Raw genomic sequence first — 12,596 nt, forward strand, 5'->3', positions numbered from 1 at the left:
CGTTAAATGTGCTTCGTTTGTGGACCTTTCTCGGATACATGACCTGCAAACCGGATACTCGTGCTCGCGTTGTGACCGCTACCGCACTGGAGGCATCGCTTTACCGGTCGTGCTTCCGCTGGACTGACTGAACGACATGGATTGACGATGATGTTTCGCGCCTTTTGCCTTGCCGCCCTCGCCATGCTCTGCATCGGCTTTTGCCCGCCTGATACGACGGCCGCGCCATACCATGCCGGCCTTGTGCGGATCGCGGTCGAAGACCATGCCGGAAAAGCACATGCTGTCATCTGGTATCCGACCGAAGCTCTTGAGGCCTCGTGGCAGGCCGGGCCGTTCGAGATCAATGCCAGCCAGGGCGTGGCGGTGGCGACGGGGCGGTTTCCCGTCCTGCTCCTGTCGCATGGTCATCTCGGCGGGCCGCTCAGCCATCGCGATTTCGCCGCCAATCTTGCCCGGCATGGCTATATCGTGGTTGCGCCGACGCATCTGGGCGATGCTGAAGGCCACCCGATTGCAAGCCAGGACCAGAGACTGGCACGCCGGCCGCAACAGGCCATCGCGGCGCTGGATGCGGTTTTCGAGGATGACCGCTTCGCCTCCCATGCCGACCGCGCTCGTATCGGCGCGATTGGCTATTCCGCCGGGGGCTATACCGCCCTCATTCTGGCGGGGGGGAAAGCCGATTTCGCGCTTGCTTCGGCCTATTGTCAGGCGCATGGCCGCAGTGACATCGGCTCCTGCGGACCGGAGCAAGGTGCCTGGACCGGGATATCGAGCACACTTGCCGACTGGGTGCCGCCGTCCAATCCCTATCCCATAAAGGCGCTCGTGCTGCTCGATCCGCTCGCGACGATGTTCGACGCCGCAGGTCTCGCCGCCGTCAAAATCCCTTTGCTGCTCGTTCGCCCGGAAGATGACGCCGACATGAAGGCCGGTGCCAACGCGCTGGCGCTTGCCGCCAATCTGCCTCGTCCGCTGCAAGCCGTCGTCGTGCCGGGACGCCATTTCGTTTTCATCGATCCATGCCCTGAACAAATCGCGACCGAAGCCAGCCTGATTTGCGGCGACGACCCCGGTGTCGACCGGGCGTCCGTCCATCGTGAACTGGAGAGCGAGATCACGGACTTCCTGAAGCAGAATTTGTGACGGACTGACAGCAAAACGGGTGAAACAAGCGTTTTTGACGATGTCCCCGGCACCAAAACCACGCACCGGCGCGGAATCCTGTCCTCTTTTACAACAGATCTCTTCACCTGCCGGGCGTGCCGGCGCTATACCGGGCCCATGCAAAGCAACCGTTATCATCATCTTGAGTGGCTCCATGGCATCGATTTTTTCGAGGCCGCCTTCAGCACGCAGACCTTTACCCGGCACGCGCATGAGGGCTTTGCGATCGGCGCGATTGCAGAGGGCGCGGGCGGCTATCACTGCCGCGGCGAAAGCATGGTGCTGCCGGCCGGCTCGCTCTCGCTGATGAACCCGGAAGAGCCGCATACGGGCCACGCCGCCGCAGAACGCGTGCGCTACAACATGCTCTACGCGTCCGAGACGGCGGTGCGCGCGGTTCTGGGCGTGCGCAGCCTTCGCGGCTTTGCCGAGGTCGCGCCGCGCGATCGCGGGTTCCGGCTGTCGCAGGCTTTGGCCCGGCTTGCCGCTTGCCTCAACAGTGCCCCAACGGCCGATCATCGACTGGCGGTGGAGGAAGCGGTCCATGCGGTTCTGGCCGAAGCCTTCGCGCATTACGGTCGTGCGGACCTGCGCCGGGCGGGAAACGAGCCCGCCGCGATCCGCGCGATGCTCGGCTTGATCGCGGAGGGCGTCGCCGCCGGTGAACCGCTGAACCTCACCGACATGGCGGCCGCGGTCGGCCTGAACCCGTCCTATCTGATCCGCAGCACCGTCCGCGCCACCGGTCTGACGCCGCACGGCCATGTGTTGCGGGCCCGCCTGGGCCATGCCCGCCGCCTGCTGCTCGACGGCGCGCCCGCGGTCGAGGCGGCGATTGGCGCGGGGTTTTGCGACCAGGCGCATCTGATCCGCCAATTCCGCCGCCATTACGGCGTGACGCCCGGCGCGCTCATCCGGCATTGAAAGTCAATATTATCCAAGACCGGGCAGCTTTCGGCATGACATGGCGTGGCGCGAAAGGAGACCGCCATGTCACTCAAACCCGTGATCATTCTGGATGAAGCGCTGCCGACCGGCCTCAAGGCGAATTTCTCGGCCGTTATGGCCATGAGCCTCGGGAAACTGCGTCCCGATCTCGTCGGCGCGGATACGCCCACCGGGGACGAGGTTTCGCTTGCCGGAATCACAACCGTCGCCTTGCCGGTTCTTGGCGCGCCGGGGGAGGACCTGCCGGTTCTGTTTGAAAAGGCGGCCGATCTGCCGATACGGCTGGCCTATATGCGGGCTGCGTTCGAGGCGCGCGATTATGACGACTATACCGCCCGGATCGCTGCCGAACCGCTGGCCGGACACGCCCCGCAGGCGCTCCTGATCGCCGGATCGCGCAAGGCCGTGGACCGGATCTGCGGCCGCCTGCCGCTGCTGCGCTGAGGCGACTGCCGGAACGCGGCGCTTCTGGCGGCGCGTCTGCGGTCTGCGAAAACGGACGATCTTTGAGAAAATGCGATCTCCGAGCCGCGTTTTGCCACAAACCGGGCCTACCGGCCCTGAGCCGCATTCCTCGCGCCGTTCGAAATCAAATCAAGGAAAACCGCATGCGATCCAGTGTTCTGCCCACCCTCTTTTTGTCCCTCCTTCTTCCCGTCGGTGCACATGCTTCCTGCATCACCCCGGATGGCGCCGGCTTTGATCTGCAGGGCGACGAGGCGACGAGCCGGGAGCACGGGCTGACCTGGAAAAGATGCGCGATCGGCATGCAGTGGGACGCCGGCGTGCAGTCCTGTTCCGGCGCGGCGCGCGATCTCGGGCTGAACGAGGCGATTGATTTCGCGAAGACGCAAGGCGACGGCTGGCGCGTTCCGACCGGGCAGGAACTGGAAACCCTTATCCTCGACACCTGCGAAGGTCCGAAGATCGACGGGGTTGCCTTTCCCAATATCGCCGCCACCGACTTCGGCGACGGCGCGTTGTTTTGGACATCCACGGAAGCGATGCCCGACATGTTCTATTTCTTCGACTTCACCAACGGCTTTTTCGACATGCACAGCCAGGGTTTTCACCTGTCGGTCTTGCTGGTGAAAGACAGTGCGCGGCGATGACGATCGGAGACAAGCCCGGGCCGCGAAGCGTCCGGACTTGTCACGAGACCTATCGTCTGTCCCAGCCTCGACCCTTACCCGAAGCGCCGCGAGATCCAGTCGAATGCGGCGGCCTGCCAGAGTGCGGCGGCACCCACCTGGCAATGCTCTCCGCCGCCCGATTCCTCGCTGAAGACGACGCTTTCGACTGACCGGGCGTTGACGAGGCTCTTTTCGAAATCGTCAACCTGCGAGACGGGAACGAAGTGGTCGATGGCACCGGCGAGGATCAGGACATCGCCCTTGATCTGCTGCGCGACACCTTCAAGCGTGAAGGGATGGGTGGCGTCGATGAAAGCCTCCGGGCTTTCCTTGCCGAACACCCATTGCCCGTTTTCCAGTGCCCAGGCCACGCCCGGCAGTTTCGAATAGACCGGATGATGGATCATCGGCCGGAATTTCTCGACGACCGCGCCGAAATCATACATCACATCGAAGGCAATCACGCCGTCAATCCGGTCGTCGAATGCCGCCGCCCGTGGCGCAAGATAGCCGCCGAGGCTGATGCCCGTCAGGATGACCCGGTCGAACTCCGGATGCTTCGCCAGAATGTCGTGGAGGATCGCACTGGTTGGCTTTTCCCATTCGTGGGTGAAATACATCTGCTGCTCGCGCACCGGACCCGCCTGTCCGGGACCTTCATAAAGAAGCGTGCTGTAGCCCCGTTCATTGGCCGCCTTGCCCATCATGAAATAAAGCTCTTCGAGCGTGCCGTCGAAACCGCCGACGATCACGATCAAGGGGCGTTTTTCGCCGCCTTCGACCGGGAAAAAGATGCTTTTGAGCGCACCGTTTTCATAAGGCGTCTCATAGCGCTGATAGGCGATGGAATGGTCGGCAAGCCCGTGATCGAAACTTTCGATCTGGGCTTTCCAGGCAATGGCGCGCCGCGGATCGTCGCCGGGGAGAAAGAACTCCGACGTCCGCCAGTAGGTGTGCGCGCGAAAGCGGGCAAGGCCGCGGCTCATGCGGTCGCTGCAATCGTTTGCCAGCGTCTCGTTGACGCGCGCGATGCGCGAGAACGCGTCATACCATGCATCGGCGTCGCCTGCGGGTACGGTCGATATCGCCTGCAGCACTTCGGCGATATCGGCGCCGCCGGCGCCGGCGTCGCTCAGCACACGCAAGGCCTGGAAGTGATAGGTCTGGTCTTCGAAAAGATGACGAATGCCGACGGGCCCTGAAGACGTTTTGTTGAAATCTGACATTGTCATGCCTCCTGATCGGTTTGAACGATCTCCGGTATCGCGCAGGTCAGAGGATATTTTTTGATATTTCCCGCCAATTTTTTGATATTTTCCGCCACTTCGCGTAATCTGGCACCCCCGTCCCGTTGAAGGCTGCCGCCATGCGCACATTCGAGGCCAAGACATCCATCGATCTGTTCGACCTGCTGATCGACCTTGCCCGGCAGCATGACCTGATATCGAAGCCGGAGACCGCAGGATTTCGAAAGGCTTCGGCTGTGTTGAAGCATGGACAGTCCGCCGGTTCTCACATGGGGGAAGAGGCTGTTCTTGAACTCGGCATGCTTCTGGTCGATCGCTGGGGCGGGCCCGAGGTGGGCGCGGTTCTGGCGCTGCAGACGGACCTCACCCGGCTCGGCATTCTCGGCGAACTGATCCTGCAAAGCGAGACGCCGCATGCCGTTTTCTATCAGATAGCCCGCTTCAATCGCCTCTTGAATCAGCGTTCTGCCTTTGAACTCACCAGTACACCCCATCAACTGACGATGACGCACACGCACGCCAGGATCGAACCGCAGTTCGTGGCGGCCGCGCAATTCGGCACGATCTGGGCCCTGGCCAATGTGGCGCTCATTCCCGAACATGTTTTCGGGGTGACGGTGTCCCCGGTCTCGGCACATTTCGATTTTGCAGCGCCTTCCAACCTTGAGCCGCTTCATCGGGTGTTCGGTTCTCGCCTGCTTTTCGAACAGCCCAAAGCCGCGGTGACGTTTGACCGCGCACGCCTCAAGGATGTGCGCAAGGACACCTCGCTTCCCGTCTGGAAGGCGCTGGAAGACGCCGCCGAAAGGGGGCTGGATGACGTTCCGGCTCTGGACGGTGTCGCAGGCCGTGTGCGTCATCATCTCGGTGAGCATATGGCGGGTTCGATTTCATCGGAGAGCAGTGTGGCGTCTTTTCTGGGCATGTCGGTGCGCACCCTGCAGAGACGGCTTTCAGGCGAGGGAACGTCCTTCAGGCAGGAAGTCGATGCGGTGCGCGCCGAAACCGCGCGCCGGCTTCTCGGCGATCGCAGGATTTCGCTTTCGGAAATCGCCTTTCGGCTCGGCTACGGCGAACTTTCGGCCTTCAACCACGCGGCGCTACGCTGGTTTGGAACCTCTCCGGGGGCCTTGCGGCGCAAAAAGAACGCGGTTCCGGAAAGCGAGACGTGAGCCTTCGCGGCTTTTCGGGGCGGGGACGCCATCCGGCACCCCCGCCCCGAACTGTTTTAACCACGGGACGCGGTCGATAAATCAGCGATTGCCGTCAAGATTGCGCACCTCGCCGCCCGTCGCCTTCAGACGCGTCATATAGTCTTGCGCGTTCAGAAGCTGCGAGGGGAAATAAAGCCCGGCGGAAACCGGTTCGCCGGTCAGTCCGGTCAGCCGTTCGAGAAGCATGGCGACGCCCATGCCGGTGAGCGGCATCTGGCCACCGGGATGCACCACCGCCTGGGTGGATTTCAGCGGCGCGCCATCGCGGGATTTTCCGGTCAGTTCGACGATGATTTCCGTGGACAGCGGTTCGCCGCGCCGCCGAGAGGACGATTCGCCGATACCCAGACGAAACGTGACATTTGGGGCCCGCGTCGCCTCGGCGAGGATGAGGACATCATTGGGCGAAAGCAGCTCGCCGGGCATTGCCGTGCCGTCAACCGCGGTCACCTCGGTCTGCACCTCTTCCCCGCTGCGCCAGACCTGAGCGCCGTTTTCAATCGACAGGGCGGCGGGCATCATCTTGGTCAGGCGCTCCATATCGGCATATGTTGCCGGACCGCCGATGTCGTTCTCGTCGATGATCGCGCTGATGCGCACATCGTCGATCGTGGCGAAGGCCTTTGCCGCCTCCAGGGCCGGGATCGTCGTGGCCCCTACGAGCCATTCGGCGCCGAGCACCACCGGCGCGGCGGATGCATTCAGCATATAGGCCGCGACTTCCGGCGCGACTTCGTGAATACCGGACGAAATGCTGAGATAGGGAACCCCCCGCGATTGTGCGAAGCGCAGGCTGCCAAGGCTATCCTCCTTGAAGAACAGCGCCAGCGCAGAGATTGGCTGATCCCCCAGACCGAGATCCGGTTTCGCCAGGTCGACGGCGACGCCGCGGGCATTGCCGATTTCTGCCGCCGCTTCCTCGGCGCGGGCAAGGTTGCGTCCGCCGATCAGCAGCGGGACGTCCGGGAAGTGCTTGCGCAGATGCTGCGCGGTCTGGCGGCCGACAAAGCCGGCGCCGCCAACGAGAAGAATGGGGTCGTGTCGCATGGGATCTCCTGTGTATCGTGCTACGATATTTTGCTATATCCCGGCATCGGCCCCGCCGACATTCGGTCGCGTCGAGCGGGGATGGCCTTTATCGGGATCGCGTGTTACAATCAGTAATATACTATTAGTAAGTTACTAAAGGTAATATAAGCGGAATCTTGCTGCTTTCAACCTCACGGGCGTGACATGTCGAAAAAAATGCCGAAAGCGGAGCGGCGCGCGCAATTGCTGGAGACGGCGCGCGAAATGGTGCGCGAAAGCGGCACGGATGCCCTGTCGCTTGGAAGCCTTGCCGAGCGGGCGGGCGTCAGCAAGCCGATCACCTACAACCATTTCGGTACGCGTTCGGGCCTGATGATCGCCCTTTATCGGGAGATCAACGAGCAGCAGGTCCGCGCAACGCAGGAAGCGCTGGCCAATGCGCCGGCGGAACTTGCAGAGGTCGCTCGGCTGCTGGCTGAGGCCTATATGGATTGCCACGAAAGCGTCGGCCCCGAGTTCCATGCGATTGGGAGTGCGCTAAAGGGCGATCCTGAAATGGAGGCCTATGAGCGCGAGATGCTGGATGAGCATATCGCCCATTATGCCAATGTTCTGAAGCCGTTTTCCAACCTGTCCGGACCTGCGCTTCAGCGCCGCGCAATCGCGATCCTCGGCGCGGCCAACGCGCTTTCAGACGCGATGACCCGCGGCCGAATCAGCAAGACCGATGCCGTCGCCGATCTCGCGACGCTGATCGTGACCGCGATTGGCCGGGACTGATTCCGCTTCGATCCGGCGATGGCAAGGTTGTTCGGCGCACGGCTATCAACCCGTTCCATCGTCGCGCGACCATGCGGTGTCGTCGGCGTTGACCTTTTCCATATCGCTGCAGAGCCAGGCCATGCGGTCGAGAAACCAGAGTTTGAGCAGCATGGTCAGCGCCATGCCGGCCGGCGATGCCACGGTCGAGCCAGTGCAGCATGACCCGGCGGACATAGTCCTCGACCTCAGGATTTTCGCCGTTGAGCGCCACGAGACCATGGTGCCCCTCGAAGGTGGCAAGTTCGCCCTCCGGGGTGTAGCGAAACCATGACGCTCTCGGTGATGATCCGCCGTGCTCCAGCGCGTCGCGGACAAAGGGGTGGCTGCGCCCGACAAGATTGAACACGCCGTCGAGAACGACCCGCAGCCCGCGTGCCTGCGCCTCAGCCACCAGCCTGTCGAAATCGCCGTCATCGCCAAGGCGCGGGTCGTTACGGAAATGGTCGGTGGTGACGCGCTCGCTGATAAGTGAGGATTCCAGCTCAGCCATGGCGCCAATGATGGTGAACATCGCGCGTCCCATCGGACTTGCGGCGTCGATCTGGTCTTGAGCCTTCTGCGAGAGGTCCGTGTGCAATTTCGTGATTAACTGATCGAAATGTGGTTGCGCCGCGTGCGCAAGACGCAGGCCGCCGCCAGGGAAAAATTCAAGATTCTCCGGGACCAGCACAGAGACATCGAGGAGAAACTGGTCGCCGTCTTGGGGCAGGTACTGGAAACCGCAAAAAACGGCGAAAGCGACACCGATGCCGGGCCACGCATCCGCGTCCTGCTGGGCGAGCAGGGCGGCGGCGAGGCGCTGTCGGAACCATGCGAAACCGTCAGCGCCTGGCACAACAACCGTTTGCCGTTGCCGTGGCCGAATCACGCCAAAACCCGCCCCCTTCTGCTCCGGTTGCTCGAACTGATGCAGATCCACGCCCGCATGCGCGAGCGCCCTCTGCTCGATATTCTCAGGGACGGGCATCCTGGACCAGCTTCAGCGCTGGAAGCCGTCCGCGCGCAATCGCTGATGGAGCCCATGCGCCGCTGCGTGAAAGCAATCTGCCGGGTGCTCAACACATCCGCTACGGTGCTTATGGCGGCATCGCCTGTCACCATATCGCCTGCAATTATATTGCGCTGTTCATCACCTTCATTCCCTGCGGCGTCTGGGAAGCCGTCCATATCCTCGACGGTCTCATAAAGAACCGTTTCACGATCCAGCCGGTCACGCTCAATGCCGATTGTAGTTCTCGCTCGGCCTTTCAAGCGCGGCCAGCGCGTCGTAACGGGCAACAAGATCGTCAAGCCCGGCCTTTTCGTCCTCGGTCAGATCAACCCGTTTCGGGTAGCGCCGCCCGAACCTGTCAAAGACCGACCAGTCAACATCAATGGCGGTCTCTACCCATCTCCAGCATCCGCAAGAATCGACGCGGCAAGCGCCCTGATCCGTCGCTGCTGAAGGTCTTGCTAACGGTCAAAGGTCTGCCTCAAGCCTGTTCAGCGCGACCGTGATGATTCTCTCCGACATTTCTGTTTCCCGTTTTCCCTTGTTCCCCACGAAACGGTCCTGCTCTTGCCCGTTCGGGAAGGAGCCCTGTTCCTGCTCCCGAGCTCGTGCGGAACAGCGGGAGGTTGGGGGAAAGGCAGAAATTGGGAGGGGTATCGCCCACGCCGGAGGCGCCGGCGAGAATCCGCGCGAGCGCGGTTGCTCGCCAGGCTCTGCACAAGGGAGCGCAGCGAGCGCGGAAGGATAGGGAGACCCGATTTTTTCCTTGAGGGGGAGGGGGCAGCGCCACCCTGATCCCCCGTTTTTTCAGGCAAAAACCTGGGGCCGTGTCAGACGCAAAGCGGATGCTCGCCTTCGTCGCGTCTCATTCACGACGCGACTTGAAAAGGTTGGCGGCTGCAGCTTAAACTATTGATTTCACGTATTATTTTTTGTCTAAGCTCATCTCTTTAACGCATAGCCCGAGCCACACCCACCATGACCGACGATACGTTCCTGCCGTTTGGTTTTCCAGCTGTTTGCGCCAAGAAGACCACAGCCGCGTTCGATGGCGATCGCATCACATCGGACGGCGGCCGCATGCTTCTGGCCGCCGTTGAGCGGCGCCTACATGTAACGAGCTGCAAACATCCGCGATTTCCGGACCGCATTCAATTCAAGCGCGAAGGGAAGTTTCTCGGTTGACCGTCCCGTCCGGCCCCGACAGGACATCGGAACCGGGCGATCGGACCGGATGGCGAGATGTCGTCCGCCTCAAAACTTCACCTTGAGGCCGAGATTGCCGCCATAGCTGTAGGAGCCGGTGGAAAAGCCGGTTGTGGCGGTGATCTCGGCGAAGGCGGCGTATTGCAGCTTGCCGGCCTGCCAGTCGATCGCCCCGCCGATGGCGACCTCGCCCGCCCAGTCATCCGGCTCGGAGGAGAAGGCATAGATGTCGGAGACGGTCGCCGTGGTCTTGCCGAGGAATTCATGGCCGATATTGGCCGCGCCATAGAGCCGCGCCATAGAGCCGCGCCTTGCGGGAAACCCCGGCCGCATCCTGCCAGGCGGCGGTCTTTTCCAGCTTCGCGCCCAGCCGGGCAAACAGAGACTGCCCGTCATCGAAATCGACCTTGTCGGAATAGGCGCCGGTAAAGCCGTCAATGTGCACGGATGTGAAGGCAAGCTGGGCCTGCGGCGTCAGCGACAGACCGTCGGAGAGCGCGAAGGCCTGGCCGATCTCGGCGGAAAAGGCATAGGCGAAGGCATCGCTGTCCTCGGGGGCAAGCGGCAGGTCTTCCGCCTTCAACTCGCTCGAATACCAGGTGGCAAGCGCCTGGCCGTCGGCATAAAAGCCGTTTTCGCCGAACCATGTGAGCGTCGCCCCGAGGCCCCAGCCATCGGGATGGATCTTGCTGGCGCCATAGGGCGAGGAAATCTTCGCCTCGCCATTGCGGTAGTGCCCGGTGAGCCCGCCGATAAGCGCACCCTCGGCGCTGTCGAGCAACAGGCCGTCGAGGCCGGCCTCGAACTGAACGGCGGAGAGGTCGTAATCATAGCCGGTTGTGGCGCTTTTCGGGTCGAAATGGCTGAAATCGCCGGCCGTGCGGCCCCAAAGGGCAGCCGGCGCCGGCCCCGCCGTCAGCGCCGCCCCGCCGTCATAGCGCGCGCCCGCGCGCCGATCGAGCGAGGAGGGCCGGCTCATCTGAAGCAGCACGGAAGGATAGGCCTCGTAGAGCGGCACATAGGGCTGGAAGGTGGTGCCGGCGGCCGCCAGACGGACGGTATCCGTGGTAATCTCGCCGTTCTCCTCCAACAGGTCGGCAAAACTCTCCGGCGGCGCGCTGGCGAGATAGACGCCCGCCTGCTGGCCATAGCTCGTGGCGGTTTCCGTAAAATAGAGGTTGTAGGCGAAGGCGCCAGCCGTAACAGGCCCGTCCTTAAGATAGAAGACATTGTTGGACAGCGGTGTGCCGTAATTGGTCATGATCAGGTTTACAGCACCCGGTTTCGCACCGCTCGAAAGGAGGTTAATTCCGATCGCGCTTCGGGTTCCGAGCAGGATATCTCCATTCAGAGGAGTGAGCTCGATCTGGTCGGCGGCAAGCTGTCCGAGATCCGCCTCCAAGAGGATGGATGAGCCAGGCCCGCCGAAATAGGTGCCGTCAAGGACCAGTCCTGTGGATACGCTGCCGTCGAGCATGGAGATCGTACCATTGCTGTTGATGGCGCTGTTGATCATGGTGAACCCGCTCTTAAGGACAAGCTGGCTGGTCGGGTCGATGAAAATTGTATCGGCAATGATGGCCGGAAAGGTCGGCGACGTTACTATCAGCGTACTTTTGGACGCGATTGTGAGCGTTCCAGCGCTACCGAGATCGAGCGTGCCGGCTGAGATCGTCACCGTCGCCACATCGAGGTCGAAAAGCTCCCAGCCGACGAAACGGGAGGCATCCAAGCCCGATACGACGGTTTGATACGGATAGTTTACAGTATTTTTGAAGTAAAGTCTGTCGCCGTTGGGGCCATTGTCGCCGCCGTCGAATGTGGCGGTGGCGATGAGGCTGGTGCCGCCGTCATTATACTGGAACTGGACGGTGTCATCGCCAAACTGACCAAGGAATGCCCCTTCGAAACGGCCGCCTTCAAGTGAGAGAAGGTCGGTCGCCGAAGGCGATGATGCCGGTGCCGGGCCCCGGGACGGATCATAGTCGCCGAAGATCGTGCCCGAATAAAGGGAACCGTCCGAGAGAGAGACCTTGGAAGCACCATTTCCGAGCATGGCATCTCCGAAAACGGTTCCATGGTTCTCGATGAGAGCGAAGGAGGCCGTGTCGAAGGGAGGGCCGTCTACGTCGTTGAAATAGAAATACTCTGCATCCTGCGCATTGACAGTCGTCGTGGAGTCCACAATGACCCACGAAGTTGCGGACTGAGCCTCGCTGTTGGTGAAACGGACTGCGCTGAACGTGCCGGGCGACATTGTAAGGGTCAGGCCACCCAGCAAGACTTGTGTGTTCTTGTTCGCGGGTGTGGTGACGGCGCTTGCACCGGCTTCAGTGATATTCAGCGTGTTTCCAAGCCAGGTCGTGTAAAGGTATGCGTCAGCGGAGCCGGGGTAGGAAATCAGAATAGGGCTGTTTAGCGTATTTCCGGAAAATACCAGATTAGATTGTATGAAACCGCTTTGATCTCCATTCAAAACGACGGAAATAGGTCCTTTAATGATTTTATATTTGTTCGCTGCAATGGTTACATTGTTACTGGACGCCGTGATGCTGATGCCTTTGTCAACCACGGTATCGGGGTTCGTGAAATTCAGCGTGAGCGGCTCCGTGGCAGTGTAGGCGATACCGTTAGGGTAAATTGCGTCATTGCAATTGACGGCTCCGTTGCTGTCGGTTGGTCCGCACGTACCGTTGTCGGTGGCGTGGGCCGTGGTGCAGGTGGCGGCAAGGGCCCATAGCGCCAGAGCAATGCCTGACGCCGAGGAGCGCCATCGCTCCCGCTCCCTGTGCATCGCTTTTGCAAATGCATATGTTTTTCCAGTCTGCACATCACT

General features: G+C 61.5%; 12 protein-coding genes and 1 pseudogene. 8 read left to right on the forward strand and 5 right to left on the reverse strand.

Annotated elements, in window-relative coordinates; translation table 11 throughout:
- The first annotated feature begins 147 nt into the window (after window positions 1-147).
- From FF124_RS17535 to FF124_RS17550, 4 genes are all read left to right on the forward strand, one after another.
- The gene (locus FF124_RS17535) at window positions 148-1,149 is read left to right on the forward strand and encodes an alpha/beta hydrolase family protein (RefSeq protein ID WP_138749962.1); all 1,002 of its coding nucleotides are present in this window, start codon (window positions 148-150) and stop codon (window positions 1,147-1,149) included.
- A 138-nt stretch (window positions 1,150-1,287) separates the two neighbouring features.
- The gene (locus tag FF124_RS17540; protein ID WP_138749785.1) at window positions 1,288-2,094 is read left to right on the forward strand and encodes an AraC family transcriptional regulator; all 807 of its coding nucleotides are present in this window, start codon (window positions 1,288-1,290) and stop codon (window positions 2,092-2,094) included.
- 66 nt (window positions 2,095-2,160) lie between these two features.
- Window positions 2,161-2,562 carry a DUF2000 domain-containing protein gene (locus FF124_RS17545; RefSeq protein WP_138749786.1) on the forward strand — a complete coding sequence of 134 codons (402 nt, stop codon included), beginning with the start codon at window positions 2,161-2,163 and terminating at the stop codon, window positions 2,560-2,562.
- Between the two features lie 62 nt (window positions 2,563-2,624).
- Entirely contained in the window at window positions 2,625-3,230 is a 606-nt protein-coding gene (locus tag FF124_RS17550) for an Lcl C-terminal domain-containing protein (protein ID WP_210237494.1), read from the forward strand.
- 74 nt (window positions 3,231-3,304) lie between these two features.
- Here the strand turns inward: FF124_RS17550 and FF124_RS17555 are convergent, their stop codons facing one another.
- On the reverse strand, window positions 3,305-4,477 hold the full coding sequence (locus tag FF124_RS17555; protein ID WP_138749787.1) for an alpha/beta hydrolase family protein: 1,173 nt from the start codon (window positions 4,475-4,477) through the stop codon (window positions 3,305-3,307).
- Between the two features lie 140 nt (window positions 4,478-4,617).
- Here FF124_RS17555 and FF124_RS17560 point away from each other — a divergent pair, with 140 nt between their 5' ends.
- Complete coding sequence (locus FF124_RS17560; protein ID WP_138749788.1) at window positions 4,618-5,670, forward strand: helix-turn-helix transcriptional regulator; 1,053 nt, start codon at window positions 4,618-4,620, stop codon at window positions 5,668-5,670.
- An 81-nt stretch (window positions 5,671-5,751) separates the two neighbouring features.
- On the opposite strand, the gene FF124_RS17565 is transcribed toward FF124_RS17560, so the two are convergent.
- Complete coding sequence (locus FF124_RS17565; RefSeq protein WP_138749789.1) at window positions 5,752-6,759, reverse strand: NAD(P)-dependent oxidoreductase; 1,008 nt, start codon at window positions 6,757-6,759, stop codon at window positions 5,752-5,754.
- A 186-nt stretch (window positions 6,760-6,945) separates the two neighbouring features.
- On the opposite strand from FF124_RS17565, the gene FF124_RS17570 reads away from it, so the two are divergent.
- Complete coding sequence (locus FF124_RS17570; protein ID WP_138749790.1) at window positions 6,946-7,521, forward strand: TetR/AcrR family transcriptional regulator; 576 nt, start codon at window positions 6,946-6,948, stop codon at window positions 7,519-7,521.
- Here FF124_RS17570 and FF124_RS20850 read toward each other — a convergent pair.
- Window positions 7,457-8,530, reverse strand: coding sequence for an alpha-amylase family glycosyl hydrolase (locus FF124_RS20850; protein ID WP_246072525.1), 1,074 nt, complete (start codon window positions 8,528-8,530; stop codon window positions 7,457-7,459). The genes FF124_RS17570 and FF124_RS20850 overlap by 65 nt on opposite strands.
- Between FF124_RS20850 and FF124_RS21070 the strand changes: the two genes are divergently transcribed.
- Together FF124_RS21070 and FF124_RS20930 are read left to right on the forward strand one after the other, a co-directional pair.
- The gene (locus FF124_RS21070) at window positions 8,419-9,060 is read left to right on the forward strand and encodes a Tn3 family transposase (protein WP_425462549.1); all 642 of its coding nucleotides are present in this window, start codon (window positions 8,419-8,421) and stop codon (window positions 9,058-9,060) included. The genes FF124_RS20850 and FF124_RS21070 overlap by 112 nt on opposite strands.
- Window positions 9,061-9,532: 472 nt before the next feature.
- A pseudogene (locus tag FF124_RS20930) lies at window positions 9,533-9,703 on the forward strand (IS1380 family transposase); the annotation flags it as partial.
- A 105-nt stretch (window positions 9,704-9,808) separates the two neighbouring features.
- Here the strand turns inward: FF124_RS20930 and FF124_RS17590 are convergent.
- Both FF124_RS17590 and FF124_RS17595 read right to left on the reverse strand, forming a co-directional pair.
- The gene (locus FF124_RS17590; RefSeq protein WP_187326991.1) at window positions 9,809-10,060 is read right to left on the reverse strand and encodes an autotransporter outer membrane beta-barrel domain-containing protein; all 252 of its coding nucleotides are present in this window, start codon (window positions 10,058-10,060) and stop codon (window positions 9,809-9,811) included.
- Window positions 10,023-11,816, reverse strand: coding sequence for an autotransporter outer membrane beta-barrel domain-containing protein (locus FF124_RS17595; RefSeq protein ID WP_187326992.1), 1,794 nt, complete (start codon window positions 11,814-11,816; stop codon window positions 10,023-10,025). Before FF124_RS17595 ends, FF124_RS17590 begins: the two co-directional genes overlap by 38 nt.
- Between the last annotated feature and the right edge of the window lie 780 nt (window positions 11,817-12,596).

It is taken from the genome of Martelella lutilitoris (assembly GCF_005924265.1).
Lineage (GTDB): Bacteria > Pseudomonadota > Alphaproteobacteria > Rhizobiales > Rhizobiaceae > Martelella > Martelella lutilitoris.

What these genes read in the sequence shown, in the direction of transcription:
- FF124_RS17535 (WP_138749962.1), top strand. Translation starts at nt 148, where the DNA reads ATGATGTTTCGCGCCTTTTGCCTTGCCGCCCTCGCCATGCTCTGCATC.
- FF124_RS17540 (WP_138749785.1), top strand. Translation starts at nt 1,288, where the DNA reads ATGCAAAGCAACCGTTATCATCATCTTGAGTGGCTCCATGGCATCGAT.
- FF124_RS17545 (WP_138749786.1), top strand. Translation starts at nt 2,161, where the DNA reads ATGTCACTCAAACCCGTGATCATTCTGGATGAAGCGCTGCCGACCGGC.
- FF124_RS17555 (WP_138749787.1), bottom strand. Translation starts at nt 4,477, where the DNA reads ATGTCAGATTTCAACAAAACGTCTTCAGGGCCCGTCGGCATTCGTCAT.
- FF124_RS17560 (WP_138749788.1), top strand. Translation starts at nt 4,618, where the DNA reads ATGCGCACATTCGAGGCCAAGACATCCATCGATCTGTTCGACCTGCTG.
- FF124_RS17565 (WP_138749789.1), bottom strand. Translation starts at nt 6,759, where the DNA reads ATGCGACACGACCCCATTCTTCTCGTTGGCGGCGCCGGCTTTGTCGGC.
- FF124_RS17570 (WP_138749790.1), top strand. Translation starts at nt 6,946, where the DNA reads ATGTCGAAAAAAATGCCGAAAGCGGAGCGGCGCGCGCAATTGCTGGAG.
- FF124_RS20850 (WP_246072525.1), bottom strand. Translation starts at nt 8,530, where the DNA reads ATGCCCGTCCCTGAGAATATCGAGCAGAGGGCGCTCGCGCATGCGGGC.
- FF124_RS17590 (WP_187326991.1), bottom strand. Translation starts at nt 10,060, where the DNA reads ATGGCGCGGCTCTATGGCGCGGCCAATATCGGCCATGAATTCCTCGGC.
- FF124_RS17595 (WP_187326992.1), bottom strand. Translation starts at nt 11,816, where the DNA reads ATGCTCGGAAATGGTGCTTCCAAGGTCTCTCTCTCGGACGGTTCCCTT.